The following is a 15,154-nucleotide window of genomic DNA, read 5'->3' as shown; positions in this document are numbered from 1 at the left end:
GTACTCCTGCTTCAGCAGCACGCCGGGCAGGCGCGGATCGCCAATCATCGGCGTCCGCCGGACAAGGCCGCGGATCCGCGCCTCTGCCCCCGTGATGTCATCGATTTTGACGGGAAGGCCGGCCATCATGTCCCCAGGGGCAGCGTCATCAGATGGCCAGGGGCGGCTTGGCCCGTGACGCCGCAGAGGCGCGCGACATTCCAGGCGGCCGCATAGTTCGACGACAGCGCCGGGCACCCTGCCGCAGCCTCGATCCGGTCGATGACACCCGCCGCGCGCACGGCGGTGCAGGACACGAAGAGCGCCTCCGACGCCGGATCGGCCGCCGCCGCGGCAAGGCCCACCAGATCGTCCAGAGCGATCCGGGCCATGTCGCGGTCGTCGGTCATGTTCAGGCAGGTGACACGATCCAGCTCGAAACCCTCGGCCTCGAACATCGCGGCCATCGGACGCGTCGTCTCGGGCGTGTAGGGCGTCAGGACGGAAATCCGCCGTGCCTTCATGGCCCGCAGCCCCTTCAGCGCGGCCGAAACCGGCGTCACCACCGGGCAGCCCGGCTTGCCCCGTGCGATCTGTTCCCGCACCTCGGCATCGCCGATGCAGACCGAGGCGGAGGTGCAGCCGTAGACGATCGCGTCAAGATCCTCGCCGGGCAGGATCAGCGCCGCGCCTTCGGCAAGATCGCCCGCCATCGCGCGAAGTGTCTCGGGCGTGACCGGGTTGGCGAAGGGGATGCGGTTCACATAGACCGCGATCCCGGCCGGGGCGAGGATGCGGGCGAAATCGAACTCGATCGTGAGGTCGGTGGACAGGGCCACCAGCCCGACGCGATGCGCGACAGGGCGCGGGTCGAGACGCGGCGCGCGTGGCGAAATGCGGACATCTGTCATTTGCCAAGCCTTCCGTAGCGGCGTTCCAGCCAGCGCAGGATGACCACGGAAACCAGGCTCATGGCGAGGAAGAAAGCGCCGACAAGGGTCATCGGCTCGATGTAGCGGTAACTGGAGTTTGCCACCGACTTGGCCTGGTTCATCAGTTCAAGCACCGTGATCGCGGACAGGAGTGGCGTTTCCTTGAACATGGCGATGAGATAGTTGGCCAGCGCCGGGATCATCGGCGGCACCGCCTGCGGGATGACGACATGGACCCAGGTCTGCCGCATCGTCAGGTTCGTGGCCCGTGCCGCCTCCCACTGGCCCTTCGGCACGTTCTCGATCCCCGCCCGATAGACCTCGGCGGTGTAGGTGGCATAGTGCAGGCCCATGCCGATCACGCCGGCGACGAGGGGCGGCAGCAGGATGCCGGCGTCGGGCAGGACGTAGAAGATGAAATAGAGCTGGACGAGAAGCGGCGTGCCGCGGAGGAACTCCACGACGAAGGCCACGGGCCGCGCGACGTTGCGGTTCGCAGATCGGCGTGCGATGGCGAACCCGAGACCCAGCACGGCCGCCACCACGGCCGAGAGAAGCGTGACGATCAGCGTGAGTTTCAGGCCCTGCAGCAGCGTGGGCATGATGTCGGCGACGAAGCCCCAGTCCCATTCCATCTCAGCGCACTCCGTCGAGCCCGGCCGTCAGGCGGCGTTCGAGCGCGCGGACCCCGGACGATATCGCCAGCGCCATGAGGAAATAGAGCGCGAGGATGGTGAGAAAGGGGACGAGCGTGCTGCCGGTCTGGGCGCGCACCACCTGGGCCTGGAAGGTCATGTCGGTGAGCGAGATCAGCGAGACGACGGCGGTGGCCTTGAGAAGCTCGATGGCGTTGTTGCCGAAGGTGGGCAGCATCAGCGGCAGCGCCTGCGGCAGGATCACATGGCGCATCCGCTGGTAGGGCGTGAGGTTCAGCGCCACGGTCGCCTCGCGCTGGTCCTTCGGCACCGAGAGGATGGCGCCGCGCACCACCTCAGCGCCGTAGGCGCCCACGTTCAGCCCCAGCGCCATCACCCCGGCTGCCAGCGGCGACAGGGTTACGCCCGCGAAGGGAAGAACGAAGTAGACCCAGAAGAGCTGCACGAAGATCGAGGTGCCGCGGAAGAACTCGATATAGGCCGTCGCGAGCCACCGCAGCGGCCACCAGCGCGCGATGCGGCCAAGTCCGGCGAGGAAGGCCACCACCAGCGCGAGCGCCGACCCCATCACCGTGAGCTGCACCGTCACCAGCGCGCCCAGAAGGATCAGAGTCAGATATCCGGACCACTCGGCCATGCCTGGGGAACCTTCGCAAGCGGGAAAGACGGCGCGGGACGCACCCGCGCCGCCCGGGAGACGCGATCACTCGCCGCAGAGCTGGGCGCGGCTGGTGGACGTCGCAGCCGCGGCCGAGAAGCCGTAGGGCTCGATGATCGCGGCAAACTCGCCCGACTCCTTCATCTTCGCCAGTTCGGCGTCAAAGGCGTCGCGCAGCGCCGCATCCTCCTTGCGGAAGGCCGCGCCGTCGCAATAGACCGGCGCGCCGACCACCGGGGCCACCATCTCGAGGTTCGGGTCGGCGGCCTTGGCGATGAGGTCGGAGATCGAGAGCACGGGCAGCGAATAGACGTCGATGCGCCCGTCCTGCAGCATCTTCAGCCCCGACTGGCCGTCGGGAACCACGATTACCCGGTCCCTCGGCACGCCGGCCTCCAGCGCGAGCTTCTCCTCGGTGCCGCCACCCGGCGCCCCGATCCGGCCTTCGGCGTCCGCGGCAATGTCGGCGTAGGACTTGTAGCCTTTCGGGTTGCCCTTCGGCACCAGGAACGCCTCGGCGTCGCACAGGACCGGTTCGGAATAGGCCACCGCCTGGCAGCGCTCGGGCTTCATGAAGAGACCAGCCGTGATGGCGTCATGACGGCGGGCCTGCAGGCCGGGGATCATCGCCCCGTACTCGCTGATCGAGGCCACGACCTCAGGCACACCGAGACGCTTGAAGATTTCGCGCGCCACGTCGGGCGCCGCACCCGAAACCGTGCCGTCGGCGGCGACGGCGGTGAAGGGCGGCTCGTTGGCGATGGCGATGCGGGCGAAGCCCTGCGCCTTGAGGTCATCGAGCGTATCGGCCCAGGCCGCGAACGGCGCGGCGGCGAGTGTGAGGGTCAGGAGTGTCTTTTTCATTGTCGTCCTCTCTGTCGGATGTGGATTTCAGACGCGGTGCCCTGCGGCGATGATCTTGCGCAGGAAGGCTTGTGTTCGCTCGTGCGTCGGCTGGCGGAAGATCGTGTCGGGCGGTCCTTGCTCGACGACGCGGCCCTTGTCGAAAAAGAGGACACGGTCGGCGAACTCGTGCGCGAAGCCCATCTCGTGTGTGACGAGGAGCATCGTCATGTCGGTTTCCGCGGCGAGGCGCTTCATCACCAGCAGCACCTCCTCCACGAGCTCGGGATCGAGGGCCGAGGTCACCTCGTCGAAGAGCATGATCCGCGGCTGAAGCGCCAGCGCCCGGGCAATGGCGACGCGCTGCTTCTGCCCGCCCGAGAGCTGGCTTGGCATGGCCTGCGCCTTGTCGGCCAGCCCCACCATCTCCAGCAGTTCCATCGCCCGGGCTTCCGCCTTTGCCCTAGGCTCGCCCTTGGTCAGGATCGGCGCGAGCGTGATGTTGTCGAGCACCGACTTGTGCGGAAACAGGTTGAAGTGCTGGAACACCATGCCGATGTGCCGGCGCATGTGGTGAAGATGCGCCTCGTCCGCCGGCACCTCGCGGCCGCCGCGCTGCATGTGGAAAAGCTGCTCGCCGCAGACTTCGATATGGCCGCCCGAGATCGTCTCGAGCGTCATCAGGATGCGCAGGATCGTGGTCTTGCCGGATCCGGACGGTCCGATCAGCGCAAGCTTTTCGCCCGGCATGACGTCGAAAGACAGCCCGTCGAGCACGTTCAGCGCCCCGAAGGACTTCTCCAGCCTGTCGATTCGGATGATCGGCTCGGTCACGCCATTCCCCCACCTGAGTGCGGCGGAGAATTAGCGTGACTCTGTATCATGTCAATTCGAAAATAATCTCATGACAATTTTAGACTATCACAGGTCAGATCGTTGGCAAAAGCACCTCGGGCGCGTCGGAGAGCATCGTTGCGATTGTCGAAAGGCCGCGGCGTAACTCATCGGTCCGAGTCGAGCCAAGCGCGACCCGGATCGCGTCCCGCCGCCCGCGCTCGACCGTACGAAAGGCGCTGCCCGCGGCCACCGCCACGCCGCGCAGGCGCGCCTGCTCAACGAATCCCTCCTCGGGCCATCCCTCGGTCAGCGGCAGCCAGAGGTGCAGGCTGTTGCCGTGGCAGGCGGGCATCCGCTCACCGAGCACCGTTGCGGCGAGCCTGTGCCGGTCCGCCAGCGCCCGGGCCTGCCAGGCGGCAAGCTCGGCAACTGTTCCACTGCCGATCCAATAGCTGAGAAGATCCGCCATCGGCGGGGTCGCCATCCAGTTCGCCACCAGATGCCGGTTGGACACCGCGGTGGCATGGCGGGGCGGCGCATGCAGATAGGCCATGCGCAACCCCGGCACGGTGATCTTGGTAAAGCCGCAGATGTGAACCGTGCGCTCGGGCGCCAGGGCCGCGAAGGCGGGCACGCGATCGGGAATCATCATGTTCAGGACATCGTTCTCGACGATGGCGAGATCATGCCGCCGCGCCACCTCGACCAACTCGGCCCGGCGGTCCGCGGACATCATCACGGCCAGCGGGTTTATCACGTTGGGCTGGAGATATATCGCCCGGATCAAGCCCTTGCGCGCCACCTCGTCGAGCCCGGCGGGCAACATCCCGTCGCCGTCCATGGCCACGCCCTCCAGGTGAAGGCCGAGGTAGGTGCAAAGCGGCTTCAGCGTGTGATGCGTCAGCGCCTCGGTCGCAAGGCCCGATCCCGGGGGCGCCACGCCCATCACGGCGGCGGTGATGGCGGGCGTCGCGCCATTGGTCACGATGGTGCCCTGCGGTTCGGCCGGAATACCCTGCCGCATCAGCCACTCGGCCCCCGTCGCCCGGTGGTGGGGCATCACCATGTTCGGGCGGAACGACAGGGCGGAAGGTGCCGCGAGGTTCTCGCCAAGCCAGAGAAACCCCTCGCGCAGGCGGTCGAGATGCATCGCCTCGACCACCGGCTTGAGGATCGACAGGTCGATGACCTCGCCCGGCCGCTCGGGCAGGTAGGGCTGGCGTGCCTCCGCGCCCGGGCCAAGGACGAAGGAACCGCGGCCGACCTCGCCGGCAACCAGCCCGCGGCGGATCAGCTCGTCATAGGCGCGGCTCACGGTCTGCACGGAGAGACCGAGCGCATCGGCCAGCTTGCGGTGCGGCACCAGGCGCGCGCCGGCCGGCAATTCGCCCCTCTCGATGGCGCGGGCGAACTGTTCTGCCAGCGACAGGTAGGCGGGGCGCGCGAGCGTGGCGGGGTCGGGCATCCAGTTTGTCATGATTGCAAATCTGCGCAAAATCATATCAATGTGCAAATGGAGATTTGCGGGATGACGCGATGAAACTGGACGCCATCGACCTGAGGATCCTCGATGCGGTGCAGAGGGACGGCCGCATCACCAAGCTCAGACTCGCCGAACTGGCGGGGATATCGCCCACGCCCTGCTGGCTCCGGCTCAGGAAGCTCGAACGGGCCGGGATCATCGCGGGCTACCACGCGCGCCTTGCCCCGCGCAGGATCGCACCCTTCGCCACCGTGCTGGTCGAGGTGACGCTCGCCAACCATCGCCAGTCCGACTTCGAGCGGTTCGAGCGTGCCGTGGCCGCGATGGAGGAAATCGTCTCCTGCTGGTCGGTGGGCGGCGGCGTCGACTATATCCTCAAGATCGTGGCGAAGGACATCGACGCATATCAACGGCTGATCGACCGGATGCTCGCCACCGAGATCGGGATCGACCGCTATTTCACTTATATCGTCACCAAATCGGTGAAGGAAGAGGAACCCCTTCCCCTCGCCCTCTTCGGCGCCGGATAGAGAAAGTCTCTACGCCCCCCGGTCTTGCGCACGCCTTCGGTCCATGCCGGGTGGCGTATTTGGCCCCCTTCTCTGCAAGATTGCGGCCATCCTGGACAAAACCGGACAGGAGCACCCGCGATGAATGCCCAGACCTTCCAGACCGCCCACCCTGCTCTGTCGCGGCTCCGCGACCGGGCGCTCCTGCGCACGCTCGGCTACATCGGCGGACGCTGGACGGCCGCCCCGGATGCCGCCGATTTCGCGGTGACCGATCCGGCCGGCGGCACATTGGTCGCCCGGGTCGCCGCGCTCGGCGAAGGCGGGGCCGATGCGGCCATCGCCGCCGCGGCGGCGGCCTTCCCGGGTTGGCGCGACCGTCTCCCTCAGGACCGCGCACGTATCCTGCGCCGCTGGGCCGAGCTGATGCTGGCGGCGACCGAGGACCTTGCGCTGATCATGACGCTGGAACAGGGCAAGCCCCTCTCCGAGGCGCGCGGCGAGATCGCCTATGCCGCGGAGTTTCTCGACTGGTACGCCGGCGAGGCGCCCCGGATGAACGCCGAGGGCGTCACCCCGCACCTGCGGGATGCCGAGATGATCGTCCGGCGCGAGGCGTTGGGACCGGTCGGCGTGGCGACGCCCTGGAACTTCCCCTCGGCGATGATCACCCGCAAGGTCGCCGCCGCCCTTGCCGCCGGCTGCACCTGCGTCGTGCATCCCTCGGCGGAAACGCCGCTCTCGGCGCTGGCGCTGGCGGAACTGGCCGAACGCGCCGGCCTTCCGCCCGGAGCGCTGAACATCGTGCCTGGCGATGCCGCGGCCATCGTCGGCCGCATGTGCGCCGACGACCGCCTCCGCGCCATGTCCTTTACCGGCTCGACCGAAATCGGCCGCCTCATCGCGGCGCTGTGCGCGCCGACGATGAAGCGGCTGGTGATGGAGCTTGGCGGGCACGCGCCGCTGATCGTCTTTGCCGACGCCGATCTCGACCGCGCGGTGGAGATCGCGATGGCGGCGAAGTTCGCCACCTCCGGCCAGGATTGCCTCGCCGCGAACCGCATCTATGTGGAACGGCCGCTGCTGCCGGCCTTCACCAGGCGCCTCGCCGACCGTATCGCCGCGCTGAAGGTCGGCCCGGGACTGGAGCCGGGAACCGAGGTCGGGCCGCTGATGCACGCCCGTGCCGTCGCCAAGGTGGCGGCACAGGTCACGGACGCCGTTGCACGCGGCGGCCGGATCGTCACCGGTGGCGGCGTGCACCAGGACCTGCATCTCGCCTACCTTCCGACGCTGATCGAAGGCGCCCCCGACGACGCGCAGATCCACCGCGAGGAGACCTTCGGCCCGGTCGCGTCGGTCCTTCCGTTCGACACCGAATCCGAGGTGATCGCCCGCGCGAACGATACCGATTATGGTCTCGTCGCCTATGTCGTCACCCGCGACGGGGCCCGGGCGCTGCGGCTGTCGCGCGCGCTCGACTTCGGCATGGTGGCCGTCAACCGGGTGAAGATCACCGGGGGACCGGTTCCCTTCGGCGGCTGGAAACAATCGGGTCTCGGGCGCGAAGGGTCACGCCACGGGATGGAAGCCTTCACCGAACTGAAATACCTCTGCATCGACACCGCCGCCTGACAGCGGGAAAGGAAAAGACCATGCTCGACCGCAACAACGACCTGAACGCCTGGGATCGCGACCACTTCTTCCATCCCTCGACCCACATGGGCATGCATGCGCGCGGCGAGTCGCCCCGTCGCGTCATCACCGGAGGCGAGGGCTGCACCATCGTCGACACCAACGGACGGCGCAGCCTCGATGCCTTCGCGGGCCTTTACTGCGTGAACGTCGGCTACGGACGGACCGAAATCGCCGAGGCAATTGCGGAACAGGCGCGGGAGCTCGCCTATTACCACGCCTATGTCGGCCACGGCACGGAGGCCTCCATCACGCTCGCGCGCATGATCATCGAGCGCGCCCCCGCCCACATGAGCCGGGTCTATTTCGGTCTCTCGGGGTCGGACGCGAACGAGACCAACATCAAGCTGATCTGGTACTACAACAACATCCTCGGCCGGCCCGAGAAGAAGAAGATCATCTCGCGCTGGCGCGGCTACCACGGGTCGGGCGTGATGACCGGGTCGCTCACCGGCCTCCATCTCTTCCACAACGCCTTCGACCTTCCGCGCCCGCCGATCCTGCATACCGAGGCGCCCTACTACTTCCGCCGCGATGATCGCAGCCAGACCGAGGAGGAGTTCAGCGCCCACTGCGCGGCGAAGCTCGAGGAGATGATCCTCGCCGAGGGGCCGGACACCGTCGCCGCCTTCATCGGCGAGCCGATCCTGGGCACCGGCGGCATCGTGCCCCCGCCGAAAGGCTACTGGGCGGCGATCCAGGCGGTGCTGAAGAAATACGACATCCTTCTGGTGGCCGACGAGGTCGTGACGGGCTTCGGGCGTCTCGGCACGATGTTCGGCTCGGTCCATTACGGTATGGAGCCCGATCTCATCACCATCGCCAAGGGTCTGACCTCGGCCTATGCGCCGCTGTCCGGCTCGATCGTCTCGGACCGCATGTGGGAGGTGCTGGTGCAGGGCTCCGACCAGCTCGGACCCATCGGCCACGGCTGGACCTATTCGGCCCATCCCGTCTGCGCCGCCGCCGGGGTGGCAAACCTGAGGCTGATCGACGAGATGGACCTCGTGCGCAACGCCGGCGAGACCGGGGCCTATTTCCGCGCCACCCTCGCCGATGCCCTTGCCGGCCATGCCCATGTCGGCGAGGTGAGGGGCGACGGGCTGATGGCGGCGGTTGAGTTCGTCGAGGATCGCGACGACCGCCGCTTCTTCGACCCCGCGCGCAAGGTCGGCCCGGCCGTTGCGGCGGCGCTTCTTGAAGAGGGCGTGATCGGGCGCGCGATGCCGCAGGGCGACATCCTCGGCTTCGCACCGCCGCTCTGCCTGACGCCGGCCGAGGCGGATACCGTCGTCGCAGCCGCCCGCAAGGCGGTGCGCACCGTTCTGGGGTGACGGCACGGGCCGCGGACTCGACGCCGGGACGGCCTTCCGTCCCGGCGTCGCCGCAAGCGGTTCACCTCGGCTGCGAACCGGCGCTCGGCTGCGCCACTTCTCGCACCAGTTCGCCCAGAACGCGCATCTGATCACCGCGCGGGTTCGACCTGCGCCAGATCATGCCGATCTGGCGCGACGGCCGGGGCCTTGCGAGTCTTTGCAGCGCAACCCGGGCCGACCGGGTCTCCACCGGCACGGCCATCTCGGGCACCAGCGTCACGCCGATGCCGGCACTGACCATCTGCACCAGCGTCGAGAGCGACGATCCCTCCATCATGTCGCGCGGGGCTGACCGTGGCGGTGCGCAAAAGGCAAGCGCCTGATCGCGGAAGCAATGCCCCTCCTCCAGGAGAAGAAGCCGCATTTCGCGCAGACCCTGGGCGCTCGGCACCGGATGGTCGGCTTCCTGGGGCGGGCGGACGAGGACGAACTCCTCCTCGAAAAGCGGCATCTCGACAAGGCCCGGCTCCGAGACCGGCAAGGCGACGATGGCGGCGTCGAGACGGGCCCCGGAGAGGTCTTCCAGCAGCTTCTGCGTCACCGCCTCGCGCGGGCGCAGGTCGAGCCCGGGATAGCGCGCCTGGAGCGCCGTGATGACCTCGGGCAGGAGATAGGGGGCCACCGTCGGGATGACGCCGATGCGCAACCGGCCGAGAAGCGGGCCGGTCCGTGCACGGACAAGGTCGTCGAGCTCGTTGACGGCTGTGAGGATATCGCGGACGCGCAGCGCGAACTCCTCGCCGAGTTCGGTCAGCCGGACCTGTCGCGCGCCCCGTTCCACGAGCGGCGCGCCAAGGATGTCCTCAAGCTCCCTGATCTGCATGGACAACGCCGGTTGCGAGACCGCGCAATCCTCGGCGGCACGGCCGAAATGGCCAAGGCGGGCGAGCGCATCGAAGTAGCGCAGCTGACGCATGGAGAGGTTATTCATAATTTTTTCTTATCGCAAGCTTCAGAAAATGCAATTGGGAATGATGGCACGCGCCTGTTAGAACGATTCCATATCGAGGTCCGCGAGGGCGACACCCGGGGTTGGTGCGTCAAGATCGGGGACAGGTCTGCATTGGAGGAAGACATGGACGGCGACGACATCGGACGCGCGGGCAAGTGCCCGGTCATGCACGGGACGCTGACGACAACGGGCGCCAGCGTGATGTCCTGGTGGCCCAATGCGCTCAACCTCGACATCCTGCACCAGCACGACAGCAAGACCAACCCGCTCAAGGGCTTCAACTACCGCGAGGAAGTGAAGAAGCTCGACGTGGCCGCGCTGAAGCGCGACCTGACCGCGCTGATGACCGACAGCCAGGACTGGTGGCCGGCGGACTGGGGCCACTACGGCGGCCTGATGATCCGCATGGCCTGGCACTCCGCCGGCTCCTACCGCAGCGCCGACGGACGGGGTGGCGGCAATACCGGCAACCAGCGTTTCGCGCCCCTGAACAGCTGGCCGGACAACGGCAACCTCGACAAGGCGCGGCGCCTACTCTGGCCGATCAAGAAAAAATATGGCAACCGCATCAGCTGGGCAGACCTGATGCTGCTTGCAGGCAACGTCGCCTATGAGTCGATGGGGCTGAAGACCTTCGGCTTCGCCTTTGGCCGCGAGGACGTGTGGCATCCCGAAAAGGACGTCTACTGGGGTTCCGAGAAGGAGTGGCTGAAGTCCACCCGCTATGACGCCGACGACAACCGCGAGAGCCTTTCGAACCCGCTTGCTGCGGTGGTCATGGGCCTCATCTACGTCAACCCCGAGGGTGTAAACGGCAAGCCCGACCCGCTGAAGACCGCGCAGGACATGCGGGTCACGTTCGGCCGCATGGGGATGGACGATGCGGAGACGGTCGCCCTGACGGCCGGCGGCCATACCGTCGGCAAGGCCCACGGCAACGGCTCGGCGGCGGAGCTTGGACCCGACCCGGAGGCCGCAGGGATCGAGGACCAGGGCTTCGGCTGGGTGAACCACACCGGCCGCGGCATCGGCAACAACACCGTGACGAGCGGCGTGGAAGGTGCCTGGACGAGCAATCCGACCCGCTGGGACGGGGGGTATTTCCAGATGCTCCTGAACCATGACTGGGAACTGCGCCGCTCGCCGGCCGGGGCGCAGCAGTGGGAGCCGGTGAACGCGCGCGACGACGATTACCCGTCGGACGTGGAGCGCACCGGCGGCAAGACCCGAATCGTGATGACCGACGCCGACATGGCGCTGAAGGTCGATCCGGGCTTCCGCGCCATCTCCGAGATCTTCGCCAAGGATCAGGCCGCCTTCGACGATGCCTTCGCCCGGGCCTGGTTCAAGCTCCTGCACCGCGACATGGGTCCGAAGTCGCGCTACATCGGGCCGGAAATTCCGGCCGAGGACCTCATCTGGCAGGACCCGGTTCCGGCAGGCCGCACGGACTACGACCTGGCGTCGGCGCGCGCCAGAATCGCCGCGCTCGGCCTGTCCATCTCCGATCGCGTGGCCACGGCCTGGGACTCGGCGCGGACCTTCCGCCAGTCGGACTATCGCGGGGGCGCCAACGGCGCGCGCATCCGCCTCGCCCCGCAGAAGGACTGGGAAGGCAACGAGCCGGCCCGCCTGGCGCGTGTCCTCGCCGCGCTGGAACCGGTCGCGGCCGCGACGGGGGCGAGCCTTGCCGACGTGATCGTCCTGGCCGGCAGCATGGCCGTCGAGGAAGCCGCGCAGGCGGCGGGCGTCGCCGTCAAGGTGCCCTTCGCGCCCGGGCGCGGCGATGCCACGGCTGACCAGACCGACGCCGCGTCCTTCGACGTACTCGAGCCGCTGGCCGACGGTTTCCGCAACTGGCAGAAGGCCGACTACGCCGTCAGCCCCGAGGAGATGCTGCTCGACCGGGCACAACTGATGGGCCTGACGGCGCAGGAAATGACCTGTCTCCTCGGCGGCCTGCGGGTGATGGGCGCGAACCATGGCGGGACGCGGCACGGGGTCTTCACCGACCGCGTCGGCGCGCTGACGACGGACTTCTTCACCACGCTCACCGACATGTCCTGCCGTTGGGTGCCCACCGGGTCCAACAGCTACGACATCGTCGATCGCAAGTCGGGCGCGGTGAAGTGGACGGCGACACGCGCGGATCTGGTCTTCGGCTCGAACTCCATCCTCAGGGCCTATGCCGAGGTCTATGCGCAGGATGACAACCGGGCCCGCTTCGTCGAGGATTTCGTCGCGGCCTGGGTGAAGGTGATGAACGCCGACCGCTACGACCTGCGCGCCTGATCGGCTTCGCGAGCGCGAAAAGGTTTCAGGGCCGCCATCTGGCGGCCCTGACCGTCTTACGGGTATCAAATGCGACCTCCGCCCCTGCGGCCGGTGCGCGGCGTCACGAGGAGATGTCCACCTCGACATCAAGGAACGGCGCATACTGCTGCGCGCCGAAGATGTCCCCGTCGCCGGCGCTTCCCGACGGGCGCTCGCGCAGGATGGTGAACTTGATCGCGTAGGCCGGGTCATACTCGACGAAGTCGGTCAGCCGTGCGGGGTCCACGTTCAGGACACGGCAGACACTGTCGCGGGTCAGCACGCCGGAGCGCTTCACCATCTCGTAGGTCTCGCGCTCACGGAAGATGATGTCGAAGGTGATCTTGTCCGTGCCGGCATTCTTCGAACGGATCGTCTTGGCGAGGTCCGAGAGTTTCTTGCGGGTGTTCATGGGGGCGCCTCAGCCGACAACGGCAGTGTGGGTGGGGAAAAGCTCCAGCGGGTCGCTGACGGCCATGGTGTGATTGAGCGTCCAGCGATAGGCGGGGCTCGCCTGCATCACCTCGTCGAGCACGAAGGAGACGCCGCCGGCGGTGCCCTTCACGTCGGGCAGTCGCGCGTAGAACATCTGACGCGTCCCGGTCATCGTGACCTCCTCGGCCATCTCGCGCGTCGGCGCCACGCCCTGCACCACGACGCAAAGCTCATGGCCCGGCCTGTCCTTCAGCGGCTCCATGTCGCCCATCACGCCGTTGCGCCCGAAGACGCTGTAATGCAGTTCCCAGCCGTCGGGGCCGAAGCGCTCCTCGGTCTGCCTGCGGGCCCAGTCGATCACCGCATCGACATTGGCGATCGTGTAGGGGTCGCGGATGCCGGCCATGCCGACGAACCGCTCGCCGACCTTGCCCGATCCTTCCAGCTTCACCCGGAACTCCGCGGCCGGGACGAACTCCATTCCGGTCACGCGGGTCGTCTTCTCGCTGACCTGTTCGTAATGACAGTGGGTCATGTCGAGCATCCCGCCGGCCACGAATTCGTGGAATGGATTGGAGCGTTCGTACATTGCATGGCCCGCAACGGAGGCGACGGTGCAGCGCTGCCAGGGCGCCATCGCCGTGACCTCGACCGCGTCGGGCGTGATCTCGCCCATCACGGTTTCCTTGGCGCCATAGGGTTCGGCGCAGAACGAGGCACATTCCAGGACTTTGCCGAGGTAGTAGCTCTGGGCCTCGGGGAACCCCTTGTGCAGCGCGCAGGCCGCGAAGATCGCGCTGTCGGACGAGCGGCCGCCGATGATGACGTCGCAGCCCTCCTCCAGCAACCTGACGAAGGGATGCACCCCCGCCATGGCGACCACCCGAGCGGTGGCGTCCAGTTCCGTCTCGTTCAGGTCCTCGCGCGCGTCGAGACCGCGGACCGGCGATCCGCCGCGGATCTTCGCGCGGATCAGCTCCCGGTCCACCTCCGAATAGAACCAGCCGAGCTTGAAGGGTGCCAGACTGTGCTTTGCGGCGATGTCGCGGATGATCTGCACATACATGTCGACGCGGCTGTTCGTGCCGGTGTCGCCGGCCGAGCCGATCAGCATGGGAACGCCGATGCGGCGCGCGGCGAGCAGCATTTCCTCGAGGTCATGCTCCTGCCAGGCGCGCGGGCTTGCACAGCTGTCATTGCCGAGCGGCACGGGGCCGATGTCGTCGCTGCCGGAGTCGGCGGCGATGAAGTCGGGGCGGGTTTCCACCGCGAGGCGGAAGCTTTCGGTCTTGAGGGGCGCGAAGCCCAGGTGGCCGTTCGGGCAGATGATCCGGATGGATGGCATGTCTTCCTCTCGCGCGGGGCGTGGCTGCCCTTTTCTTATGCGCAAACCGTGCCAGAATGGCGGCGCAGGCAGGTGCCGCCCGTCCGGGGGCAAGCTTGCCCCATGCGCGGAATCCGCGCCCATGAGTGGGAACCACGCGACCGCCTGTCAGGCCTTGAGCAGTCCGAGCTTGATCATCTGGTGGCGGAGCGCGTGCCGCGAGAGCCCGAGCGCGCTGGCGGCCGCCTGCTGGTTGCCCTCGGCATCGGTCAGGGCCCTGGAGATGAGCCCGCGCTGAAACGCTTCGGTCGCGGCATGGTAGTCGGAGGCGTCCTGCGTGGGCGGAGGTTCGATGCTGCGCCCGCCTGCCGCGACCGTGCGCAGGATGCGGTCCGGCAGGTGGCGCGGAAGGATCTCGTCTTCGTCCTCGAGGATGAAGATACGCTCCAGGAGGTTTTCCAGTTCCCTCACGTTTCCCGGCCAGGGATAGCGGAGGAAGATATCCTCGGTCTCGGCGGAGAGGCCGCGCAGGGATCTTCCGTAGGCGCGATTGAACCGGCCGATGAAATGCCGCGCCAGGGTCAGCACGTCGTTGCCGCGGTCACGGAGCGCCGGAAGGTTTACCGCGACGACCTGCAGGCGGTAGTAAAGGTCCTCGCGGAAGCGGCCCGAGGTGACCTCGCTCAGCAGGACCTTGTTGGTGGCGGCTATGAAGCGCACGTCCACCGTCACCGGCTTCACGGCGCCGACGCGGCGGAACTGCTGCGTGTCGAGCAAGGTCAAAAGCTTGGCCTGCAGCGTCAGGTCCATCTCGCGGATCTCGTCGAGAAACACGGTCCCCTGGTTCGCCGCCTCGACGAGGCCGAGCTTGCGGTCGACGGCGCCGGTGAAGGCGCCCTTCTCGTGGCCGAAGAGCTCGGATTCAAGAAGGCTCGCCGGCAGGGCCGCGCAGTTGATGTCGACGAAATCCCGCTGCGCGCGCTTCGACGCCTGGTGGATCATCCGGGCGACGAGGCCCTTGCCGGTGCCGGTCTCTCCATAGATCAGCACCGTCCGGGTGGGGCTGCGTCCGACCTTGTCGATAAGGCGGCGCAGCGCCTCAAGCGCAGGCGAAGTGCCGACGAGTTCGTTCCGGTAGTCCGCCATGCCGCCTTTCGTGGGT

General features: G+C 67.5%; 14 protein-coding genes. 4 read left to right on the top strand and 10 right to left on the bottom strand.

The annotated features are described in order from the left end of the window. Positions 1-125: 125 nt before the first annotated feature. From eutA to F9K34_RS04080, 6 genes are all read right to left on the bottom strand, one after another. On the bottom strand, positions 126-890 hold the full coding sequence (eutA, locus tag F9K34_RS04105) for an ectoine utilization protein EutA (RefSeq protein WP_291335614.1): 765 nt from the start codon (positions 888-890) through the stop codon (positions 126-128). Then, on the bottom strand, positions 887-1,546 hold the full coding sequence (ehuD, locus tag F9K34_RS04100) for an ectoine/hydroxyectoine ABC transporter permease subunit EhuD (RefSeq protein ID WP_291335612.1): 660 nt from the start codon (positions 1,544-1,546) through the stop codon (positions 887-889). Before ehuD ends, eutA begins: the two co-directional genes overlap by 4 nt. A 1-nt stretch (position 1,547) precedes the next feature. After that, the gene (ehuC, locus tag F9K34_RS04095; RefSeq protein WP_291335610.1) at positions 1,548-2,204 is read right to left on the bottom strand and encodes an ectoine/hydroxyectoine ABC transporter permease subunit EhuC; all 657 of its coding nucleotides are present in this window, start codon (positions 2,202-2,204) and stop codon (positions 1,548-1,550) included. A gap of 66 nt (positions 2,205-2,270) precedes the next feature. Beyond that, positions 2,271-3,089, bottom strand: coding sequence for an ectoine/hydroxyectoine ABC transporter substrate-binding protein EhuB (ehuB, locus tag F9K34_RS04090; protein WP_291335608.1), 819 nt, complete (start codon positions 3,087-3,089; stop codon positions 2,271-2,273). A gap of 27 nt (positions 3,090-3,116) precedes the next feature. Beyond that, complete coding sequence (gene ehuA / locus F9K34_RS04085) at positions 3,117-3,902, bottom strand: ectoine/hydroxyectoine ABC transporter ATP-binding protein EhuA (protein ID WP_291335606.1); 786 nt, start codon at positions 3,900-3,902, stop codon at positions 3,117-3,119. Positions 3,903-3,996: 94 nt separating this feature from the next. Then, positions 3,997-5,382 carry a PLP-dependent aminotransferase family protein gene (locus tag F9K34_RS04080; RefSeq protein ID WP_291335604.1) on the bottom strand — a complete coding sequence of 462 codons (1,386 nt, stop codon included), beginning with the start codon at positions 5,380-5,382 and terminating at the stop codon, positions 3,997-3,999. Positions 5,383-5,441: 59 nt separating this feature from the next. Between F9K34_RS04080 and F9K34_RS04075 the strand changes: the two genes are divergently transcribed. From F9K34_RS04075 to F9K34_RS04065, 3 genes are all read left to right on the top strand, one after another. After that, positions 5,442-5,918, top strand: coding sequence for an Lrp/AsnC family transcriptional regulator (locus F9K34_RS04075; RefSeq protein WP_291335602.1), 477 nt, complete (start codon positions 5,442-5,444; stop codon positions 5,916-5,918). Between the two features lie 120 nt (positions 5,919-6,038). After that, complete coding sequence (locus F9K34_RS04070; RefSeq protein ID WP_291335600.1) at positions 6,039-7,532, top strand: NAD-dependent succinate-semialdehyde dehydrogenase; 1,494 nt, start codon at positions 6,039-6,041, stop codon at positions 7,530-7,532. A gap of 20 nt (positions 7,533-7,552) precedes the next feature. Beyond that, positions 7,553-8,926 (top strand): aspartate aminotransferase family protein, encoded by a 1,374-nt coding sequence (locus F9K34_RS04065; RefSeq protein ID WP_291335598.1) that lies wholly within the window; start codon positions 7,553-7,555, stop codon positions 8,924-8,926. 61 nt (positions 8,927-8,987) lie between these two features. On the opposite strand, the gene F9K34_RS04060 is transcribed toward F9K34_RS04065, so the two are convergent. Continuing rightward, on the bottom strand, positions 8,988-9,899 hold the full coding sequence (locus F9K34_RS04060; protein WP_291335596.1) for a hydrogen peroxide-inducible genes activator: 912 nt from the start codon (positions 9,897-9,899) through the stop codon (positions 8,988-8,990). 144 nt (positions 9,900-10,043) lie between these two features. Between F9K34_RS04060 and katG the strand changes: the two genes are divergently transcribed. Further along, a complete protein-coding gene (katG, locus tag F9K34_RS04055; protein ID WP_291335594.1) occupies positions 10,044-12,212 on the top strand; it encodes a catalase/peroxidase HPI in 2,169 nt (722 codons plus the stop codon). A 103-nt stretch (positions 12,213-12,315) separates the two neighbouring features. On the opposite strand, the gene F9K34_RS04050 is transcribed toward katG, so the two are convergent. The 3 genes from F9K34_RS04050 to F9K34_RS04040 form a co-directional block, all read right to left on the bottom strand. Further along, complete coding sequence (locus tag F9K34_RS04050; RefSeq protein WP_291335592.1) at positions 12,316-12,645, bottom strand: DUF4387 domain-containing protein; 330 nt, start codon at positions 12,643-12,645, stop codon at positions 12,316-12,318. Between the two features lie 9 nt (positions 12,646-12,654). Further along, entirely contained in the window at positions 12,655-14,013 is a 1,359-nt protein-coding gene (locus F9K34_RS04045; protein WP_291335590.1) for an acyclic terpene utilization AtuA family protein, read from the bottom strand. 147 nt (positions 14,014-14,160) lie between these two features. Next, positions 14,161-15,138 (bottom strand): sigma-54 interaction domain-containing protein, encoded by a 978-nt coding sequence (locus F9K34_RS04040; protein ID WP_291335588.1) that lies wholly within the window; start codon positions 15,136-15,138, stop codon positions 14,161-14,163. Positions 15,139-15,154: the final 16 nt, after the last annotated feature.

Source organism: Albidovulum sp. (assembly GCF_008933605.1).
In the GTDB taxonomy this organism is placed as follows: Bacteria; Pseudomonadota; Alphaproteobacteria; order Rhodobacterales; family Rhodobacteraceae; genus Albidovulum.
This window is presented reverse-complemented; position numbering and strand designations above follow the sequence as displayed.